General features: G+C 41.9%; 16 protein-coding genes. 10 read left to right on the top strand and 6 right to left on the bottom strand.

The annotated features are described in order from the left end of the window. Window positions 1–65: 65 nt before the first annotated feature. Entirely contained in the window at window positions 66–1,496 is a 1,431-nt protein-coding gene (locus R7093_RS21245; RefSeq protein ID WP_318146800.1) for a hypothetical protein, read from the bottom strand. An 805-nt stretch (window positions 1,497–2,301) separates the two neighbouring features. Between R7093_RS21245 and R7093_RS21240 the strand changes: the two genes are divergently transcribed. Genes R7093_RS21240 through R7093_RS21230 form a run of 3 tightly spaced genes read left to right on the top strand, consistent with a single transcriptional unit; the run spans window position 2,302 to window position 8,144 of the window. Continuing rightward, the gene (locus R7093_RS21240) at window positions 2,302–3,846 is read left to right on the top strand and encodes a type I restriction-modification system subunit M (RefSeq protein ID WP_318146799.1); all 1,545 of its coding nucleotides are present in this window, start codon (window positions 2,302–2,304) and stop codon (window positions 3,844–3,846) included. Between the two features lie 12 nt (window positions 3,847–3,858). Then, window positions 3,859–5,175 carry a restriction endonuclease subunit S gene (locus R7093_RS21235; RefSeq protein ID WP_318146798.1) on the top strand — a complete coding sequence of 439 codons (1,317 nt, stop codon included), beginning with the start codon at window positions 3,859–3,861 and terminating at the stop codon, window positions 5,173–5,175. Between the two features lie 35 nt (window positions 5,176–5,210). Then, window positions 5,211–8,144: a type I restriction endonuclease subunit R gene (locus R7093_RS21230; protein WP_318146797.1), complete on the top strand. Its 2,934-nt coding sequence runs from the start codon at window positions 5,211–5,213 to the stop codon at window positions 8,142–8,144. A gap of 276 nt (window positions 8,145–8,420) precedes the next feature. On the opposite strand, the gene R7093_RS21225 is transcribed toward R7093_RS21230, so the two are convergent. The 5 genes from R7093_RS21225 to R7093_RS21205 form a co-directional block, all read right to left on the bottom strand. Then, window positions 8,421–9,128, bottom strand: a complete 708-nt coding sequence (locus tag R7093_RS21225; protein ID WP_318146796.1) for a hypothetical protein — start codon at window positions 9,126–9,128, stop codon at window positions 8,421–8,423. A 263-nt stretch (window positions 9,129–9,391) separates the two neighbouring features. Continuing rightward, a complete protein-coding gene (locus tag R7093_RS21220) occupies window positions 9,392–9,529 on the bottom strand; it encodes a hypothetical protein (protein ID WP_021823223.1) in 138 nt (45 codons plus the stop codon). A 448-nt stretch (window positions 9,530–9,977) separates the two neighbouring features. Beyond that, window positions 9,978–10,235 (bottom strand): hypothetical protein, encoded by a 258-nt coding sequence (locus R7093_RS21215; RefSeq protein WP_318146795.1) that lies wholly within the window; start codon window positions 10,233–10,235, stop codon window positions 9,978–9,980. 48 nt (window positions 10,236–10,283) lie between these two features. After that, a complete protein-coding gene (locus tag R7093_RS21210; protein ID WP_318146794.1) occupies window positions 10,284–11,384 on the bottom strand; it encodes a site-specific integrase in 1,101 nt (366 codons plus the stop codon). A gap of 281 nt (window positions 11,385–11,665) precedes the next feature. Beyond that, the gene (locus R7093_RS21205) at window positions 11,666–12,739 is read right to left on the bottom strand and encodes a site-specific integrase (RefSeq protein ID WP_065765549.1); all 1,074 of its coding nucleotides are present in this window, start codon (window positions 12,737–12,739) and stop codon (window positions 11,666–11,668) included. Window positions 12,740–12,993: 254 nt separating this feature from the next. Between R7093_RS21205 and dusA the strand changes: the two genes are divergently transcribed. The 7 genes from dusA (at window position 12,994) to R7093_RS21170 (ending at window position 19,999) form a co-directional block, all read left to right on the top strand. Continuing rightward, window positions 12,994–13,977, top strand: a complete 984-nt coding sequence (gene dusA / locus R7093_RS21200; RefSeq protein WP_318146793.1) for a tRNA dihydrouridine(20/20a) synthase DusA — start codon at window positions 12,994–12,996, stop codon at window positions 13,975–13,977. 163 nt (window positions 13,978–14,140) lie between these two features. Then, a complete protein-coding gene (gene pspG, locus R7093_RS21195) occupies window positions 14,141–14,356 on the top strand; it encodes an envelope stress response protein PspG (protein ID WP_005381266.1) in 216 nt (71 codons plus the stop codon). 98 nt (window positions 14,357–14,454) lie between these two features. Continuing rightward, window positions 14,455–15,114, top strand: coding sequence for a TIGR04219 family outer membrane beta-barrel protein (locus R7093_RS21190; RefSeq protein WP_047104168.1), 660 nt, complete (start codon window positions 14,455–14,457; stop codon window positions 15,112–15,114). 157 nt (window positions 15,115–15,271) lie between these two features. Then, window positions 15,272–15,502, top strand: coding sequence for a hypothetical protein (locus tag R7093_RS21185; protein WP_005381264.1), 231 nt, complete (start codon window positions 15,272–15,274; stop codon window positions 15,500–15,502). Between the two features lie 117 nt (window positions 15,503–15,619). Then, window positions 15,620–17,491 carry an assimilatory sulfite reductase (NADPH) flavoprotein subunit gene (locus R7093_RS21180; protein ID WP_005381262.1) on the top strand — a complete coding sequence of 624 codons (1,872 nt, stop codon included), beginning with the start codon at window positions 15,620–15,622 and terminating at the stop codon, window positions 17,489–17,491. Continuing rightward, entirely contained in the window at window positions 17,491–19,227 is a 1,737-nt protein-coding gene (cysI, locus tag R7093_RS21175; protein WP_047104170.1) for an assimilatory sulfite reductase (NADPH) hemoprotein subunit, read from the top strand. Before R7093_RS21180 ends, cysI begins: the two co-directional genes overlap by 1 nt. Continuing rightward, complete coding sequence (locus tag R7093_RS21170; protein WP_005382748.1) at window positions 19,220–19,999, top strand: phosphoadenylyl-sulfate reductase; 780 nt, start codon at window positions 19,220–19,222, stop codon at window positions 19,997–19,999. The genes cysI and R7093_RS21170 overlap by 8 nt, the downstream gene beginning before the upstream one ends. Window positions 20,000–20,623 lie beyond the last annotated feature (624 nt).

Raw genomic sequence — 20,623 nt, 5'->3', positions numbered from 1 at the left:
GGATAATAAATTTTAAAAAGGTCATCAATTTTTGAAGCGCCTTTTGACGCTTCATTTGCTCACCTTTAGAACGGAATATCGCCTTCATCCCAGTCAGAAAATGGAACTTCCTCTAATGCTTCTTCAGGCATTGGTAACTCATCGGCATCACTAAAATTAATTTGAGTGCTAAGAATTACAGGATCAATCTTATAGTTGATTTTAATACTGGTTATACTTCTGCCTTTTTTGACAAAATCCATACTAGTGATCTTGATACCACCTTCTGAAAAAGCGTTAATGCTGCCCATGATGTTTTTCTCAAAAACTTCTTTTTTCAGCTTTGCCATCTGAGGATAGGGTTGAGATCGGTACACAAGAACGCATTTATTAGCTAATTTTTTTTGAATGACCTTGTTGTCACCCTTATCATTGATACACACACTTGTAAGCAATACTTTTTTGCTAGCTGATACCGATACTTGTTGCTCTGTTTTCAACTCTTTGAACATCGATGTTGATTGAAGTTCTGAACTCAACAAGTCAGTGGCATTCTTAATTAGAACTGTTGATTCGCTTTTATTAAGCCCCTTTTCTATGATGAAAGCTTCTAATTCAGTTTGAGTGCCTAGCTTTATTTTGACCTTTTCATTTAGATCAAGGTATGAACGCCAATTTGAAACGCTGAACTGGACAGAGAAAACGTGCTCTGGGCTTGAACGCCAACGTGATCGTTTGGCTCTTGACACCAAGAACTTATACACTCTTGCGGCATATACATTTTTGAGTTTGTAGTGGTGCCCTAGACTAAAGCGGGTATAGTCTTCAGGGTGTAAGTTATGCACCAAAAAAGGCAAACTAAAGACAAGAAAGGCATCTCTGTTTGAGCTTGTAGGCTTGGTACCTATCATTACTTTCTCAAAGACATTAATGTCTTCAAAATAATAAAACTTATCCTCATCATCATACATTTTGAGCACAAGCTTCACATCGATAAGAGATCGAATAGCATTTGCCGTGTGCGTGGTATTAAGATTGGTGGTTGAGTTTTTTTTCGAGTTCAAGATTGAGGCTATCTGAACGTTTGTTAACCGGATAGTTCTTGAGTCCTCATCTCTAAAGTGTTGTCGTAACTCGTTTCTTGCCGCCTCAGCCCTGTCATCTCTATTTGCCTTAGCCTTGTCTTTTTGATGGTTAGATGCATCAGCATCATAGTTTTTATCTGCAAAGACATTAGCTCTCACTTGGTAAAGTCTTTTATCTATCGCTGCAAGGGATACATCCATAAGTTGCATTGAGAGCGCACTGAGGTGCTTGCGATCTAGTGCAGTTGCAAACGAAGCATCAATGACATCATTAGACATAGCAAAAGTGCTGCCGTCATTAGCAACATTGAAATTGTCATCATCGATCTCAATGATAGAGGGTGGCGTAATGGTATCCTCTGCGAGTTTTAGTAACTCTTTGTGCTCTTCAAGTATTTCCTCGGACTCTACAGGGGTAATATTATCCAACATACAAGATATAGTTCCTATAAGTTAAAATATGTGAAAAGAAGCTCAAGATGGAATTGCACGTATTTCTAAAAAGTTTTCACATATCATGGGTATGTTCATCTAAATAATTTGCACATATGTCAAATCTAAATCTAAATAATTTGCACATATCAATGCCTATAAATCTTTCTCAACTCCTTTGGCTACAATGGTTAGATAAGATTTGGAACATCATTACTAATATGTTTCTTTTTTCTTCTTTCTTTAAAATGTTCTTTTCTTTCACCTAATAGCGCACTTTGCTGCTTCGCTTGGCAAAGTTCACGGTGTTTTGCTCCTTACGGAGTTGTTTTTGAGATTGGTTATCGGCTATCGCCGATGTGTGCCCGTGCTTAAATTTATATTACTCATTTAAATTTAAACGTCAAAGTTAATTTGTTATAACTTATTGATTATAAAATACTTTCTTTCATGTTAGTGCATGCGAGAGTAAAGGCTTGTTTTGAACTTAAAATCGAAAATGGAACATCAACCGATGTAAGTAGCAACTTGGGTTTTGAAATGGCAAAAAGCACAAACATCAGAAAGCTCTCATTTTCACCCACTAAATGAGTAACCTAGGCGTAAACATGTAAAACGGTGGATAGATAGCGAAAATGGGGCTAAAAATGCGTTGTATGGTGATTATTGGCTGCATTCACTGAGGCGAGTTGAGTGTTGGTAACTCTCTGAGCAAGAAATTATACGCAATACGTGGGGTATAACGCTTACTTCTCGGTGTTTTTTGTTAGAATAGCCGCACTATTTTTAGAGACTTATCAAAACCATGGTTGAACTACACCAACGCGCATTAAAAACCCAGCTTTGGAACATTGCCAATACACTCCGTGGCAACATGTCTGCGGACGATTTTCGTGATTACATTCTGGGGCTTATCTTCTACAAGTATCTATCAGACAAGCTGCACCGCTACTGTGATGAGCTACTTGCCGAAGATGGTATTACCTTTGTTGGTGCTGATGGTGACAAAGATCTGATCAATGATCTTCGCGAAGAATGCATTGAGAACCTTGGTTACTTTATTGCGCCTAAGCAGCTTTTCTCTAGCCTAGCAGGGCGTGGTAAGAAACAAGAGTTTATTATCGATGAGCTTGATCGCACTCTTGCTGATATTGAGCAATCCACCACAGCAGCGGATAGTGCCGATGACTTTAACGGTTTGTTTGAAGAGTTAGACCTTAACTCAAGCAAGCTAGGTAAAAACCCAGACGCACGTAACAAGCTAATCAGTCAGGTTTTGGTTCACCTAGATAACATCGACTTCCACCTAGAAAACACCGAGATTGACTTGCTGGGCGATGCCTACGAATACCTTATCGGTCAGTTTGCTTCTGGTGCGGGTAAAAAGGCGGGTGAGTTCTACACACCACAGCAGGTCAGTAAAATTCTAGCCAAGCTTGTGAGCATTGATGGCAATGTGAAATCGGTATACGACCCGACCTGTGGTTCTGGCTCATTGCTACTGCGTGTTGCGCGTGAAGTTGGCAGCCATAACTTAGAATTCTGTGGTCAAGAGCAAAACCCAAGCACGTTTAACCTAGCACGCATGAACATGCTGATGCACGGTGTGCGTTACGATAAGTTCGATATCAAAAACGATGACACCCTAGAGCACCCAATGCACCTAGATCAACGTTTTGATGCAGTGGTAGCAAACCCTCCGTTTTCAGCGAACTGGAGCGCTAACGAACTTCACCTAAATAGTGAACGCTTTGCGGATTACGGCAAGCTTGCCCCTAAATCGAAAGCAGACTTTGCTTTTGTACTGCACATGATCCATCAACTGAATGAAACGGGCACGTTAGCGGTGGTTGTTCCTCACGGCATCCTTTTCCGTGGCGCAGCAGAAGGTCACATCCGTAAGCACCTTATTGAGAAAAAGAACTACCTAGATGCCGTGATTGGCTTGCCTGCTGGTATCTTCTTCGGTACGGGTATCCCGACTTGTATCTTGGTGTTTAAAAAGAACCGCAAAAACGATGACAATGTGCTGTTCATCGACGCTTCTAGTCACTTTGAAAAAGGCAAAGCGCAAAACTACCTTCGTGATGAAGACGTTGAGCGTATTATTGAAGCCTACAGCAAGCGTGAATCCATCGAAAAGTTTGCACACGTTGCCAAGCTTACTGAGATTGAAGAGAACGACTACAACCTTAATATTCCTCGCTACGTGGATACTTTTGAGGAAGAAGCGCAGGTGAACTTGGATACCGTCGCCACCGAGATCAGTGATATTGAAACCAAGATGAGTTCTGTTGATGCTGATATTGCTGATTTTTGTGCTCAGCTAAACATCAAAGCTCCGCTCTAAGGTTGGTCAATTATGAAAGAACAGATGAACGTGCCGAAGCTTAGGTTTGATGAGTTTGATACTCAATGGAAGCCGATGCCGCTTGGTGAAATAACGTCATACTTGAAAGGCTTTGCGTTCAAATCGGAAGACTATCTGAGCAGCGGTCATGCTGATTCGAGGCTGATTCGTGTGTCTGACCTGTCTTCAGAATCAGTAAAGATCGATAATCAGAAAGTTTTCCTTCCAAAAGAGCTTATGGAGTCCTCAACTAAGTACAAACTTAAAGACGACGACGTGTTAATCACCACAGTTGGTTCCAAACCTGAGTTGAGAGAGTCTGCGGTTGGAAGAGCTATCTACATCAACAAGGCTCACGGCTATCTAAATCAAAACTTGTTGATCATGAGACCAAAAGGTGAACACTTACCTAGGTTTATATTTAGTCAATTAAACACTCCTCGCTACATCAATCATATAACGAACATTCAAAGAGGGAATGCAAATCAATCCAATATTACAGTCGTAGATCTTTTTGAATATCGAGTTTCGACCACTTCTCTCCCAGAACAACAAAAAATCGTCTCCTTCTTATCAAAGGTCGATGAGAAGGTTACCCTACTTACCGAGAAGAAAAACAAGCTCACCGAGTACAAAAAAGGGGTTATGCAACAGTTGTTCAATGGATCGTTCCAAGAGCAAGATGGGCAGCTAACCTTTATCCCACCGACACTGCGCTTCAAAGCCGATGATGGTAGCGAATTTCCTGATTGGGAAGAGAGAAAGTTGGGTGAATTAGGTCAATTTAAAAATGGATTGAACAAAGGGAAAGAAGACTTTGGCTTTGGCTCTCCATTTGTAAATTTGCAAGATGTGTTTGGTAAACAGGTTATTAGTTCAACGAGTAACCTTGGCTTGGTCAATGCTTCAGATAAAGATATAGATTTATACCAACTACTAAAAGGTGACGTGATCTTTATAAGATCTTCAGTCAAAAAAAGTGGTGTCGGTGAAACAGCATTAGTTGAAAAAAACTTAGTTAAAACTGTGTATTCAGGCTTCCTCATTCGCTTTAGAAGTAACACTGATTTAACAGATAACTACAAGAAATATTGCTTCTGGGAGAAACGGTTTAGAAATAAGCTTATTGCTATGAGCACGACAAGTGCTAATACAAATATTAACCAAGAGTCTCTGTCCCAATTAACAATTCCTTGTCCATCTCAAGATGAGCAAACAAAGATTGCTAACTTCCTATCATCTATCGACCAGAAAATCGACCTAGTTAGCTCTGAGCTTGAAAAAACCAAAGAGTGGAAGAAGGGACTTTTGCAGCAAATGTTCGTGTAGTTAAACCGTTAGTTGGATTAATAAATAGAAGAATTATGAGCACACAATCAGAAGCACAACTTGAAAAAGAGCTAATCGATCAGCTTGTGGCTGCCGATTTCAAACCTGTCGATATTGGCAATGCTGATGCGCTAAAAGCAAACCTCAAGACTCAGCTTGAAAAAGCCAACGGTTTAATACTGACAGAACGTGAGTTTGAAAGTGTGCTCATTAAGCTTGAAAAGGGCAACATCTTCGATAAATCCAAGCGTTTAAAAGGTAAGGTGGATGTCACTCGTGAAGACGGCACCACCGATTATCTGACGTTGTTATTTGATGATGCAAGCAAGAACTTATTCCAAGTCACCAATCAGATCACCATTCAAGGTACGTACGAGAACCGCTACGACGTCACCCTCTTGGTAAATGGTTTACCATTGGTTCAAATCGAACTAAAACGCCGAGGCGTCGAGCTGGCAGAAGCATTCAATCAAATCAAACGCTACGACAAGCATACCTATGGTGCTCAAGGTGGGCTGTTTAATTACGTGCAATTGTTTGTTATCTCTAATGGCGTTAATACCAAATACTTCTCCAATAACCGTGAGCTGTCATTCAAGCAGACATTCCACTGGACGGATGTTGAAAACAACAAGATTAACTCGCTCCCTCAATTTGCGAATGCTTTTTTAAATCAACCACACCTGACTAAGATGCTGAGTCGTTACATCGTACAGAACGAGTCAGGTAAGTTTTTGATGGTGCTTCGTCCGTACCAGTTCTATGCGGTAGAAGCGATCGTTAATCAGGTTAAAACCAACAATAATCACGGTTACATTTGGCACACCACAGGCAGTGGCAAGACGCTGACTAGCTTCAAAACGGCTCAGATCCTCTCTACGTTGGAAGAGGTCGACAGAGTGGTCTTTGTAGTTGATCGTAAAGACCTCGATTACCAAACTGCCAAAGAGTTTGATGCATTTTTGAGAGGTAGTGTCGACAGCACGGGTAACACCAAAAGCCTTCTGAATCAGTTCCTCGGCTCACGACCTGTACCTAGAAAAGCCCTAAATTCCCAAGATAGTAGTGCCAACGATAGTGAAGAGTTGCCACAAGTCGCAGAGTATGCGCCTATCTACAGTACTAAAGTCAATCGCATCAACAAGCTCACCATCACTACGATTCAAAAGCTTAATAACCTGATCACTAAGCCTCGTTTCAAAGGGCAGGTTGAACACCTTCGCCAAGAACGTGTGGTCTTTATCTTTGATGAATGCCACCGCAGCCAGTTTGGTGAAACACACCAAAACATCGTCGATTTCTTCGAGAAAGCGCAGTTGTTTGGTTTTACGGGTACACCTATCTTTGCCGACAATGCGACCGTTAAAAAAGTGGAAGGAAAGGGAACGCAGAAGCGAACCACAAAGGATTTGTTTGGGGAACGTCTCCATAGCTATGTGATTGTTGATGCCATCAAAGATGACAACGTGCTGCCGTTTGCCATTGAGTATTACGGCAAGCTGAAACATAAAAATGACGGTATGGATGTCGATGTGAGCAGTATCGATGTCGCGGAGTTCTTTAGTTCTCCTAAACGTATTAAACAAGTCTGTGAGCACATCATTGGCATTCACGCTCATAAGACTAAACGCAAGTTTAACGCCATGCTGTGTGTGGCAAGCGTGCCTGATCTCATCACTTACTACGATACTTTCAAAGCGCTCAAAAAAGAGGGCAAACATAAGCTCAATATCGGTACGATCTTTAGCTATGGTGTGAATGAGGAAGAAGAATTTGAAGGCGAGGTTAATGTTAAAGGCTTGGCTGAAGCAAACGCCAAAGTGCATAGCCGTGATAAGCTCGACGCTTACATCGAAGACTACAACCAGCAGTTTGGCACGAGCTATTCAACCAAAGATACCGACAGCTTCTACAACTACTACAAAGATCTCTCTAACCGCACTAAGAACGGCGAAGTAGATATCCTTCTAGTAGTGAATATGTTCCTTACGGGTTTTGATGCTCCCGGATTGAATACCATCTATGTTGACAAAAACCTTAAGTACCACGGCTTAGTACAAGCGTTCTCCCGTACTAATCGCTTAAATGGCACGGTGAAGTCGCATGGTAACGTTATGTGTTACCGCAACCTCAAACCGCAAGCAGATGAGGCGTTTACGCTATTCTCGAATAAGAAGCCTACAGAGCATATCGAAGTTCCAGACCTTAACGGTTTGACTGAGGACTTCACTAAAGCACTTGAAGCGTTGAAAGCAATTACTCCTGATGTGCAAAGTGTCGATGACTTGCCTGACGAGGACATGCAAGCAGGTTTCATCAAGCAGTTCCGTATCTTAATGCGCTTAAAGAACCAACTAGAGACATTCAGCGACTTCGATATTGAAACGCTTGGCATTTCTGAGCAAGAGTTCGTCGACTACGCCTCTAAATACAGCGATTTAGCCCGTGAAATCAAGAAAGGCCCTGCGGAGAAAGAATCTATCCTTGCGGACATCGACTTTGAGCTTGAACTGCTCCAACGAGATGAAGTCAACGTTGGTTACATTCGTCATTTGCTGATGACGATGCTTGAAGAGTCTTGTGAAGAAGCAAAAGACAAAAAGCGTCAAGTCATCGCAAACTTGTTGGCGACAGAACCAACGTTATACAGCAAGCGTGCTCTCATCGAAAATTTTATTGAGAAGAGCATGCAAGGTTTAGTGCAAGGTGCTGAGTTTGATGAGTACATCGAAGAGCAGAAACAAAAAGAAATGCGTCAACTCGCAGAGGAAGAAAAGCTTGATGGCGATAAGTTTAAAGAAATTATTCTTGATATCGAGCAGGGTTTGAAAGTCGACGACCTCAAATCGGATGATATTGTCAAGCTGACCACAGAGAAAATGACGTTCCGATCCCGCCGGACTATTATTCCTCGTATTGCCGAGCGGTTAAAACGCTTCGCAGAAACTTTTGTTGAAGGGTTCCACTAACCATCGTCGCAGTGCTTTCTTATTTTCAGCTTTAAATCAAAAATAAAACCACCAGAAAAGATGACAAGGATTGTTGAGGGGACAGGCAATAATTACCTGATCTAAAACGTTATTGCCTGACCAGAACAAAACAATTTGCGTGGGTTATCTTCTATATGTTGACTGGGGTGAAGTAATCGTAAACGAGGTACCCGTTATCAAGATGTTTCTTAGGGTATTTATCTAGGATAGCAGGAAAGGCTTCGTTTATTTAAGGGACGAAGCCTTTTTCTAGGGTTAAGCTAATTGCCTTTTGCGTTCTTCGTCGAAGAAGTTGTATACAGTATCTACATGTGTATATAGAGAGTGTTTTAGAACAAACTGCCTAAACCGACCTTCAGAACAAGTCGCCATCTCTTCATAGTCGGGAGTGGGATCTAGGATTAGTTCATTTTCTTCAGTATGTACTTCGCTCCAGTGTTCACTAGCTTGTTGCTGAATATCATCATCTAAATCCAAATTATCTTCTAAGTTGCTCACAAAACTGACCCACTCCTCATTGCTAAGCCAAGCCCCATTAACCATATCGATTTGCAAATGACAAATCTCAGAGCCAGCAATGTACGGAGTAGGATTACTTAGATAAGGTGTTTCAAGGACTAAACCATCATTAGTGATTGCGACACAAAGGCCTCCGCTCAAAGGCGGGCAAAGCACATCGCATTTTAGTAGCCTTTCAAACCTTGCTGTATTAGTGGTTTTTGACACAGGTAAGCCACAAGCGATCAATGCGTTAATAAATTCGCTGACTTTAATAAGAATAATCGACTGACTCTTCATCGATTCAAGGCTATTGCACTGTGCGTGCTTTGCTAAGGTTTGGTAGCCTTGATTAAGAGACAACGTGCGATTGTCTTTATCGATGGTTCTATACTCATCTTTAAAGACTGAAAGTAACTGTACTGGAGTGAGTTCTGAAAATTGAGAATAAGCATTAATGTTCATACTGCCTCGATATCATGCTGGATTTTTGACACACCGCGTTTGATTTTGTTGGTTTGCCAATGACCAGCATCTAGTCGTAGCAATATTAAATGAGCACTTAAAAATGATCTCAGTTTACAGCAAACGCACCATTAGCCTGAGAGAGCTGTACAGGACTATAAATAGTAAAGAAAGAAAATTCAATCATTTAATTACCATGCCCGTTGAAATCGTCTCCATAAAAAAGCCCCCATATTAATGGAGGCTCGTTGTGCTTCTTTTTCTTACAAGTCGTAGTACTCTGCTAGGTATCCGATCAAATCACCGCCCTTCAGAAGTAAGAAGGCAATGACCATCATGACACCTAAACCAACCGCAAAGCTTTTCATTCTGTCTTTTATTGAAATGTAATCATCTGACATGGGTATCTCCGTTTATTTTTCTTTTAAGCCGTTTGAACGTTGCTTGAAATCGGGTTTTTAGAGTTGATTTACCAGCGACCTAGATTTTCTAAGTCCATATCCCAATAGTACTTAGCGCAAGCTTTTACTTTCCAGTCAGAATGCTCGCTAACGCTAGTACCGTAAGCAGTTTGACAATAACTGCTGGCTAAGAATTCAGCGGTAGCATATGTCAAACCAGCTACAGCAATCAGCGCTACGATTAAATTAATAAGTTTCAGAATTGGGTGCATTTTTTTGTTAGTGTTGTCTTTCGTTTTTATAAAAAAAATCATAAGCTTATATGGGACGATTATGCAATTAAATGTATTTTAATGCAAGATTATAAACAGCAATATATTGTTTTGTATGGCTTTATTGGTATGGAGACTGTCTTGAAGTTGATCAAAGGTGGCGGCTAGAGTGATTTTTATGCACCCTTGTCATCAATCGTTAGACAATTTTTAGCAAAATCAACCGCTTTCTCATGGTGTTGCATTTTACACAAGAAAGAGTCGTAGCTCTCTTTGTTAACTACCAGTTTTACACGTTTACCCCCCAAGTGATAATCAATAAAGCCACGATAAATCAATGCATCAGGGTGCGGCTTACCAACAATCTTATATTGATTATGGAAGTTTAGTGTCCAGAGGCTCGCCTCAAAAATTAAATCTTCAATATGTTTCATCGTTAACCTTTACTTCCTGACATTCAATGGCACAGCGAACATTAATCTCTAATTGAGCTTGATGTGATCTTGAGGCAAGACCACTGGGATACTACGCAGGTAATGTGTGAGTTGCATCTTAGCCGAGCTATGACCTGCTAGTTTGGACACCCCATAAAGATCCATGCCGTACTTGTAGAGTTCAGACGAGCCAGTTGCTCGTAGGTCGTGAAAATGCAGATCATCAATACCGAGCGCCTTCATTGCTTTCGTCCATGATGTACTCACTGATTTTGGATTGAATGGAAAAATCGGATCAGTTGGCCTCCCTTTTGGCATCTTGTTGATGATGGCAATGGTGGCAGCATTGAGCGTGATTTTAGTGATTTTGTTTTTATTATCTGTCGGATCTTTTCGCTTATCGACGGTAAGGACATGTGTCGTTTCATCGTAGTGCTTCCATTGGAGTTTCTGACAAATTTCACCTTGTCGTAAGCAGACATATAATGCAAACCACATAATGTCTATCATCGGGATTGATGAACGCCCCCTTAATTTCATTTTGTCATAGTATTCAGTAATGCGATTCAGCTCATCAAGTGATAAAACTCGATTGCGAGGACGACTCCGACTTATCAATCCATGCCTTTTTAACGTTGGTCTCGCATCTCGCAGTGCATCTGTATTGAAATTGAATCCTAATAGCGTGTTCGCATCATAAAACGCCGTGGATAGTGCGCTTAGATAAAAGCCTAGCGTTGAGGGTGAAAGTTGATAATTTTCCTGAATCTCTCTCATTGATTGAATGATATCCCTAGGTGTAATCAAATCGATTGGCAGATCTGCTAATGAAGAGTTAATAAAACGCTTAATGACGGTTGAGATATTTTTGTTGTATTTGGAGGCCATTTCTTCATCCGCTGACACATAAGATTGAAATTGGGTTAGGGCATCGCTAACAGCAAGAGCAAAAGGCTTTGAATGAAGAAAACTAAAATCGTTCTCCTTAAGCTGCGCTGAGATTTTTTTGGCAAGTCGCGCAGCTTGTGACTGTTTTTTAAATGTGCGAGACATGGAAAATTTAATAGCGTCTTTTTTGCCTGATCTTGCTCTGACCTTGTAAGACATGCCGGATTTGAGATGTTGTGGCTCGATACTAATTGTTGCCATTTTTTGACTCTTTTTTAACTGGTTTGAGTCGATAGTAATGGTTTGGGTTTGATTGTAAATATGATGGTATTTTTGTTTTAAGTTATTGATTGTAAGATACTTTTATTTATATTAGTGCATGAGATTATTGGTTTTTTTAGATGGGGCGATTTATCAATTAGTTAGAAAGTTTGAGTCCATGATTCCGCTCCTTTTCGTCAAAGAACAAACCATACCTTTGAAAATGTAACTATATGTAACAATGGGTGTGGCTCTTCAATCATGACAGAGCCACTCGTTTGCTAGTTGATGCGTTGGTGAATATCCTCAACACTCAACCGCAAATAAATGTTATTCAAAACGTTGATGTCGCGATGTCCTGTAATACGTGATATTTCAACGATGTTGAGTCCTTGTTCAAACAGCCTGCACGCTCCTTCTGCTCGTAAGTCATGGTAATGGAGGTCATCAATACCTTGTTCATGACAGATTCTCTGCCAAGCAGCACCAATCGAAGTTGATTTGTAGGGAAAAATGCACGAATCAATTTTTGGCTGACGTTTTATGATTTCAATGGCATCACTGAATAGAGGGATAGTGCAGTGATTGCCCTTTTTCTGCCGTGGGTCTTTGCGATCTCGAATGACCACTGTACCTGCGTTTTCATCAAAGTCTTCCCACCTGATCCTTGTAATTTCGCCGAGGCGCATACAAGTAGAAAGTGACATGTGGAAAATATCGACTAGTGGAATGGATGATGCTCGGTGGCTTTCACGTTTTCTTAAACCTTGCTCTGCTAGATTCAATTCAACCTCAGTTGGGCGTCGATCCCGTTTCTCACTGCGACCAATGAGGCGATATTTAATTAAGGTAGGTATTGCTTCGTTGTGTGCGTGTACGTTTGCGTTGTAGCCAAACATTGGCCCAGCCACGTTGATTACGCTGCGCAAGTAAGTGATGTCCTGATAAACCGTCTGTGGTGTCGGCGCAGTTGGCTCGGCTAACCTTACTCGGCAATGCTGTACCAAATGTGTTGCGGTCAACAGATGTGCAGGAACAAGCGCAATGTCGTAAGAGCGCAATCTTCTCAGCACCGCGGATTTAGAGCGTCCCAGATCTCGTGAGGTAATGGGATCTTCAAGGTAGAGCGTGATTAAATCGCCAATCAAAATTTCTTTCGAACTAGATTCAAGTGAGGGGATGCCATCTTCTCGTAGCTCTTTAGCTAACTGCTTTGCCCACTTATTCGCGTCTGTCTTTTTGCCGAATGTCTTAGATTTTTCGAACAGACGTTTTCCGTTTCTTGCTTCTCTCACCCGTGCTTTGTATCGCGTCCCCTGTTTACTTGCTACTTTTTCAATACTAATCGTTGCCACATTAATTTCCTCTGGTCAGGTTGTGGCAAAGACTCTTGCAATGGTGGCGGTACAGATTTTGCGAAATGTGACCTTGGCTGTATAATCCCCGACCCAAATTCGCATGAAGATTTCTGCTTTTCGTGTCCCTAAAAGTCCCCAAATTGATCCCTTTAGGGACTTTTTAAGTTAAAACCGGACAAAATATGCAGAAATAGGTCATTGCAAAATACATATGACATATTTCTATATTGTTGATTTTTAAGGTTTTAATTATGAACTTTCCATCTTCTCGTCTCAGCGTTGCTCCTATGTTAGATTGGACTGATCGTCATTGTCGCTACTTCCATCGCTTAATGACCAAAGAAACCCTGTTGTACACTGAAATGGTGACGACAGGTGCGATCATTCATGGAAAAGGAGATTTCCTGGCTTATAACGAAGAAGAGCATCCGTTAGCCCTTCAACTTGGTGGTTCAAACCCAGCAGATTTGGCTACGTGTGCCAAGCTAGCGCAAGAGCGTGGCTACGATGAGATTAACCTAAATGTGGGGTGTCCATCTGACCGCGTACAAAACGGTCGATTTGGTGCTTGCCTAATGGCTGAACCGCAGTTAGTTGCGGATTGTGTCGCAGCAATGAAAGACGTGGTCGATATCCCTGTAACAGTCAAGACTCGCATTGGTATTGATGATCAAGACTCTTACGAATTCCTAACGGATTTCGTTTCTATTGTTTCAGAAAAGGGTGGCTGTGAGCAGTTCACTATCCATGCTCGTAAAGCTTGGTTAAGTGGTTTAAGCCCAAAAGAAAACCGTGAGATCCCACCATTGGATTACCCACGCGCTTACCAATTGAAGCAAGACTTCTCACACCTAACGATTGCGATTAACGGTGGCGTGAAATCATTAGAAGAAGCAGAAGCACATCTTCAGCATCTTGACGGTGTGATGATTGGTCGTGAAGCATACCAAAGCCCATATCTACTGGCATCGGTAGACCAAGAGTTGTTTGGCTCTAATGCTCCAGTGAAGAAACGCAGCGAAATTGTTGAAGAGATGTACCCATACATTGAAGCGCAATTAGCGAAAGGTGCGTATCTTGGTCACATTACCCGTCACATGTTAGGTTTGTTCCAAAGCATGCCCGGTGCTCGTCAATGGCGTCGTCATATCAGTGAAAATGCGCACAAACCAGGTTCTGGTCTAGAAGTATTGCAAGACGCGCTAGCTAAGATTCCAAAAGAATTGAATGTGTAAAATTCGCCAGTGAATGGCTAAAATTACCAACTAAAGAATGATAAAGCCAGAGTGCAGAAATGCCTCTGGCTTTGTTTTTTATTAAAAATCATAATCTTAACTTCGTTTCTGTAAGTTGGTATGGAAACTGCTCTGTTTATTGAAAACAAATGGAGAAGTGATTATGTTGGAGCTAATCTTTATTTTAGTCTTTGCGGCGACCTTGTTGGTTACGGGTATCACAATGATGACCGTATTTGCAGCAACTGGTATTGCGTTAGTTGTGATGTTTTTACTGGGAATGGTTGGAGCGGTACTCAAGCTATTACCATGGTTAATCGTGATTGCATTGGGTATTTGGTTCTTCAAGAATTACGTTGCTCAGCCCCGCTATAAATAATGAGTAACATCATTTAGTTGATGGAGAGGCGTGAGAATATGGTATATTTCCTCTCACGTCCTCTACGTGAATATCAGCTATCTCGGAGTAAATACTACATGACAAATAAAGCGAACATCGCTTTAACGGCATTATCGTTAGCAGTATCTTTTCCTGTTTTTGCAGAGTACTCTGTATCGACAAAAGTCGGCGCAGAGGTATGGGCTGCCGACACTAAAGTTAATGAAGTGAGACGAGATAGCAGTACCACAGGCACTTTTTTCGCGGCGATTGAACATGATGTTAAATACGTCCCTAATGCGCGCCTTCGTTACTCAAGTGTTGATGCGAATTACATGGGGTTCGATAAGCTCGATTTAACCTTGTATTACCACGTTCTAGAGCATGATTTATTGCACTTTGATGCGGGTTTTACGTTCAGTAATTTAAGTGACACTAAATATATTGATGCTGGCTCAAGCAGGCGTGTAGAAGAATTTGATGAGCTGATTTGGGCTTGGTATGGCTACGCAGAAATTCAAGTTCCGGATACAAACTTTGATGTGATTGGTGAGATAAACTTTGGTGACAACAAAGGTATCAAAAGCACCGATTTCATGGCAGGTGTTCAATACAATGTACCGCTCGAAAAAGCTCGACTGGCTTTTCGTGGAGGTTACCGTGTGATTGATTTAGAGTCCGATAAATTCATGTCGGATCTAGGGAAAGAGTTTATTTTTGCTAACGGCTTCTTTGTGAGTGCGGAATACGCGTTCTAAACTCAGCCATGTTAGATATTCGATTTACTTAAAACGTCGCTTTATAAGCGGCGTTTTTTTATATCACTTCATTATATCTAATCGAAATTTCTCCCTATTTGGCTGACTTAGACCATGCTTACCTAGGAGCAATGTGAAAGTTAAAACAGGGATAGCGATGACAATAAATGAACTAAGACATCTATTCCGTGAAAATCAGCTTATCGAAGCGATTATTGAGCCTGCAATCCAAGAGGGTGGTTGGGTTGTAGAGTTCAGACATGCGCGCGGTGGTTTTGTTTTTCTAACGGACAGTCACGGCGAAGAATGTCTTTATGAAGATTTGGATACTGCGTCAAAATCGGCAATGGCAGTAGGCTTTCAACAAGTCCGCATTGAAGATCGATGAGCAAAAAGTAAGCCGTTCTTACTTCCAAAAAGTTATAAAACATTCACTTCTATTCTTTCTTGTTATTAAGGAGAGTGGGTACTCTATCGTCACGCAATGAATAGGGATGTCGTGATAATGTCTTTTCAAAAGAATGAGTATTCTCACAAGAATGTGTCTGAAGATAATAATGGGCAAGGAGGAAATCCTCCAATCGCAAGCCCTCTGAATGACCAACAAATTAGCTCACTCCAACAAACTGTCTCTGAGTTGTCTTCACAGCAACTTGCTTGGGTCAGTGGGTATTTTTGGGGATTAGCTCAAAATCAACCAAACACAGCGGTAACGCCAATTGCACAAGCAACGGCAGCCGTATCAGCGAAGCCAGCAGGTAAGTTGAGTATTATTTTTGCTTCCCAAACGGGCAATGCTAAAGGTGTTGCTGAAGCTCTGGAACAGGAAGCAAAAGCAGAAGGAATTGCAGTCGAACTTTTTGATGCAAGCGATTACAAAGGTAAAAACTTAGCCAAAGAAACGCATGTCATTATTGTGGCATCGACTAACGGCGAAGGCGAAGCGCCAGACAATGCCATTGAGCTACATGAGTTTTTGCAATCGAAGAAGGCTCCTAAGCTGCCAAACCTGCAATATGGTGTTATTGCATTGGGAGATTCTAGCTACGAGTTCTTCTGTCAGACCGGTAAAGACTTCGACACTTACCTATCAAAGCTAGGCGCGACTCCATTTATCGAGCGTCTTGATTGCGATGTGGATTATGAAGCCCCCGCAACTGAATGGCGTAAGAATGCGTTAGACAAGGTAAAAGATACACTTTCTTCTGGCTCTGAAGCGGATGTGGTTCAACTTCCTGTGGGTCAAGCTGCGACTGCGCACTCTCCTTACAATAAACAAAATCCGTACACTGCGACGTTACTGACCAGTCAAAAAATCACGGGCCGTGACTCTGGAAAAGACGTTCGTCATATAGAAATCGACTTAGAAGGCTCGGGCTTAACGTATCAGCCAGGTGATGCACTAGGTGTGTGGTTTGAAAATAGCTCGGAACTTGCAAATGCCATTCTTGGTAAGGTCGGTTTGTCTGGGGTTGAGACTGTTGACGTTGATGGTGAAAGCTTGTCAATCCACAGTGCTCTCGTGAGTAAATATGAAATCACAACATCTAACCCGCAGCTCATCACAAAGTTTGCCGAGTTATCCGGTAGCAAGAAGCTACAAAAGTTAGTTGAAGATAAAGATAAGCTTCGCGAGTACTCTGCAAATACTCAAATCGTTGATGTACTGGCAGAAAAGAAAACCAAGTTAACCGCAGATGAGTTGATTGGTTTGCTTCGTCGTCTTACTCCACGCCTTTACTCTATTGCATCAAGCCAAGAAGAGGTCGATGAAGAAGTACACCTAACGGTTGCTTTGGTTGAGTACGAACAAAACGACGAAAAACGATATGGTGGTGCGTCTAGTTTCTTAGCTCAGCGTCTCGAAGAGGGAGATGAAGTTAAAGTATTTGTTGAGCATAACAACAACTTTAAACTGCCGGAAGATGATAGTACTCCAATTATCATGGTTGGTCCTGGCACAGGGATCGCACCATTCCGTAGCTTTATTCAGGAACGTGAAAACCGCGATGCTGAAGGCAAAAACTGGTTGTTCTTTGGTGATCGCACGTTCACTCAAGACTTCTTGTACCAAGTGGAATGGCAAAAGTATCTCAAGTCAGGAGTACTAAGCCGATTGGATGTTGCCTTTAGTCGTGACCAAGTAGAAAAGGTTTACGTACAACATCGCATCTTAGAAAACGCAGCTCAAGTGTGGCAGTGGATCCAAGAAGGCGCTTATATCTATGTCTGCGGTGATGCAACGCGTATGGCAAAAGATGTGCACGACGCATTGGTTATCGTTGCTGAACAAGAAGGCAAGATGCCGCGTGACGATGCAGAACAATTTATTAATGACCTACGTAAAGCGAAACGTTATCAGAGGGATGTTTACTAATGACTTTTTCTACGGACAATAATAAGCAGGTTGTATTAGGTGAAGAGTTAGGGCCGCTATCTGATAACGAGCGCCTGAAGCGAGAAAGCAACTTATTACGTGGCACTATTGAGCAAGATTTACAGGACCCTATTACAGGTGGCTTTACTGCCGACAACTTCCAGTTAATTCGTTTCCACGGTATGTATCAACAAGACGATCGTGATATCCGTAATGAACGCACAAAGCAAAAACTGGAACCATTACATAATGTGATGCTTCGTGCTCGTATGCCTGGAGGCATCATCACGCCAACGCAATGGTTAGCGATCGACAAGTTCGCAACGGAGCACTCTTTATATGGAAGTATTCGTCTGACGACTCGCCAAACGTTCCAGTTTCATGGGGTATTAAAACCGAATATTAAGTTGATGCATCAAACGCTCAACAGTATTGGCATTGATTCGATTGCAACCGCGGGTGATGTAAACCGTAACGTGTTGTGTACCACTAACCCAGTGGAGTCAGAGTTACACCAAGAAGCTTACGAATGGGCGAAGAAGATCAGTGAGCATCTATTACCAAAGACGCGCGCTTATGCAGAGATTTGGCTAGACGGTGAAAAAGTAGAAAGCACAGAAGAAGACGAACCGATTCTAGGCAAGAACTACTTACCACGTAAGTTTAAAACCACAGTGGTTATCCCACCGCAAAATGACGTAGATGTACACGCTAACGATCTCAACTTCGTAGCGATTGCAGATAACGGCAAGCTGGTTGGTTTTAACGTCCTGGTCGGCGGCGGCTTAGCGATGACGCATGGCGATACATCAACTTATCCGCGCCGCGCTGACGACTTTGGCTTTATTCCGCTGGACAAGACACTTGATGTTGCCGCAGCTGTAGTAACAACTCAGCGCGACTGGGGTAACCGTTCAAACCGTAAGAACGCAAAAACCAAATACACATTGGATCGTGTAGGTAGCGATGTCTTTAAAGCGGAAGTCGAGAAACGTGCTGGTGTTAAGTTTGAGCAAAGCCGTCCATATGAATTCACAGAACGTGGTGACCGTATTGGCTGGGTAGAAGGAATTGATGGTAAATATCATTTAGCGCTTTTCATCGAAAATGGTCGCTTATTAGACTTTCCAGGTAAACCACTTAAGACGGGTGTTGCTGAAATTGCCAAAATCCACAAAGGCGATTTCCGCATGACAGCAAACCAAAACCTAATTGTTGCGGGTGTACCTAAAAACGAAAAAGCGAAGATTGAAAAGATCGCTCGTGAACATGGCTTAATGGACGACGGCGTAAGTGAACAGCGTAAGAACTCAATGGCTTGTGTTGCTTTTCCAACTTGTCCGCTAGCGATGGCAGAAGCTGAACGTTTCCTTCCTCAGTTTGTTACTGATGTTGAGGGGATTCTGGAGAAGCACAACCTACCAGAAAATGACAACATCATTTTGCGTGTAACTGGGTGTCCAAATGGTTGTGGTCGCGCAATGTTGGCTGAAATTGGTCTAGTTGGCAAAGCGCCGGGTCGTTACAACTTGCACCTAGGTGGTAACCGTGCCGGTACTCGAGTACCAAAAATGTATAAAGAGAACATCACGGATAAGCAAATCTTAGAAGAGATTGATCTGCTGGTGGCTCGATGGTCGAAAGAGCGTGAAGAAGGCGAAGCCTTTGGCGATTTCACTATTCGTGCTGGCATTATCCAAGAAGTGCTCGTATCAAAGAGGGACTTTCATGCTTGATTCTGTAGCATCCAAGCTGGAGCTCACAGAGTTACTGACATTAACAAAGACGGAGCAAATCCTCCGTCTTGCTCAAATTAATGTCGAGCTCGAAAAGCTTTCAGCACAAGAGAGAGTAGCGTGGGCTTTAGATAATCTAGAAGGCGAGTTCGCGGTTTCTTCTAGTTTTGGTATTCAAGCCGCGGTTATGCTTCATTTAGTTACTCGCGCCAAAGCGGACATCCCCGTCATTCTAACCGATACTGGTTACCTGTTTGCTGAGACGTACCGATTTATCGATGAGCTGACAGATGCTCTCAACCTAAATTTAAAAGTTTATCGAGCCAAGGAAAGTGCGAATTGGCAAGAAGCTCGATATGGAAAATTATGGGAGCAAGGCGTAGAGGGAATTGAAAAATACAACAAGCTCAATAAAGTTGAGCCGATGCGTCGAGCGTTAAAAGAGCTTAATGTTGGAACGTGGTTCTCTGGACTGCGTCGAGAGCAAAGTAAATCTCGTGCAGGTTTACCGATTCTATCAATTCAGAACGGTGTGTTTAAATTTCTACCAGTAATTGATTGGACTAATAAAGACGTTCATTACTACTTAGAACAACACGGCCTTAAATACCACCCATTGTGGGATGAAGGTTACCTTTCAGTTGGTGATACACATACCACTCGTAAATGGGAGCCGGGAATGTCAGAGGAAGAAACTCGATTCTTTGGCTTAAAGCGAGAATGTGGCCTACACGAAGATGATGGCTCTGAACAAGATGGGTCTGGCATATAGCCATAATACTCTTTAAATAGAGTTTAGGTTAAGTTTAATAAAGGTAGCTGCAATAAAGCAGCTTTCTTTATTTATGGTACTTGAAAAATACGTCTCAAAGCACAACTCTGTGGATAAGTTGTGTGAGAGTTTGGGGTAAAGTTGAATAAATAAAGGTTTGATCGAAAACTCATCGTTTAACCATTGTTTTTGCAATTTTTGAAAAATAACACTTGCCAATGTGAGCGCGATCTCTATAATGCCTCCTCGTCGACAGGGCAAGGGCTCAGAAGGGTTTAAGCGAAGTTGATAAGGCTGAAAAGAAAAACGAAATAATTTGAAGAAAGTGTTTGACACGATAAATTATCTCGCTAGAATGGCCGCCTCTTCCGAAGTGATGTCAATCACAAAGAAGAGTTGCTCTTTAACAATATAGACCTATCAATCTGTGTGGGCACTCGTTGATGATAATCCAATTAGATACTTCGGTATCAAATTAGGTTTCAATGAAACGAAGTGACCATTGAATCGAAAGATTCAGCACAGTCAATTCAAACATTACTTATGTAATGTTCAGTATTCATTGAGCCGAACAAAATCTTAAATTGAAGAGTTTGATCATGGCTCAGATTGAACGCTGGCGGC

The sequence above is a fragment of the Vibrio sp. 1580 genome, from assembly GCF_033340055.1.
The sequence above is the reverse complement of the archived record's forward strand: the minus strand, read 5'-3'. Positions and strand labels throughout refer to the sequence as shown.

Excerpts from the sequence above, each read along its gene's own strand:
- cysI (WP_047104170.1), top strand. The coding sequence starts at position 17,491 with ATGACTTTTTCTACGGACAATAATAAGCAGGTTGTATTAGGTGAAGAG.
- R7093_RS21245 (WP_318146800.1), bottom strand. The coding sequence starts at position 1,496 with ATGTTGGATAATATTACCCCTGTAGAGTCCGAGGAAATACTTGAAGAG.
- R7093_RS21230 (WP_318146797.1), top strand. The coding sequence starts at position 5,211 with ATGAGCACACAATCAGAAGCACAACTTGAAAAAGAGCTAATCGATCAG.
- R7093_RS21170 (WP_005382748.1), top strand. The coding sequence starts at position 19,220 with ATGCTTGATTCTGTAGCATCCAAGCTGGAGCTCACAGAGTTACTGACA.
- R7093_RS21180 (WP_005381262.1), top strand. The coding sequence starts at position 15,620 with ATGTCTTTTCAAAAGAATGAGTATTCTCACAAGAATGTGTCTGAAGAT.
- R7093_RS21190 (WP_047104168.1), top strand. The coding sequence starts at position 14,455 with ATGACAAATAAAGCGAACATCGCTTTAACGGCATTATCGTTAGCAGTA.
- R7093_RS21220 (WP_021823223.1), bottom strand. The coding sequence starts at position 9,529 with ATGTCAGATGATTACATTTCAATAAAAGACAGAATGAAAAGCTTTGCG.
- R7093_RS21215 (WP_318146795.1), bottom strand. The coding sequence starts at position 10,235 with ATGAAACATATTGAAGATTTAATTTTTGAGGCGAGCCTCTGGACACTA.
- pspG (WP_005381266.1), top strand. The coding sequence starts at position 14,141 with ATGTTGGAGCTAATCTTTATTTTAGTCTTTGCGGCGACCTTGTTGGTT.
- dusA (WP_318146793.1), top strand. The coding sequence starts at position 12,994 with ATGAACTTTCCATCTTCTCGTCTCAGCGTTGCTCCTATGTTAGATTGG.
- R7093_RS21240 (WP_318146799.1), top strand. The coding sequence starts at position 2,302 with ATGGTTGAACTACACCAACGCGCATTAAAAACCCAGCTTTGGAACATT.
- R7093_RS21235 (WP_318146798.1), top strand. The coding sequence starts at position 3,859 with ATGAAAGAACAGATGAACGTGCCGAAGCTTAGGTTTGATGAGTTTGAT.
- R7093_RS21210 (WP_318146794.1), bottom strand. The coding sequence starts at position 11,384 with ATGGCAACAATTAGTATCGAGCCACAACATCTCAAATCCGGCATGTCT.
- R7093_RS21185 (WP_005381264.1), top strand. The coding sequence starts at position 15,272 with ATGACAATAAATGAACTAAGACATCTATTCCGTGAAAATCAGCTTATC.
- R7093_RS21225 (WP_318146796.1), bottom strand. The coding sequence starts at position 9,128 with ATGAACATTAATGCTTATTCTCAATTTTCAGAACTCACTCCAGTACAG.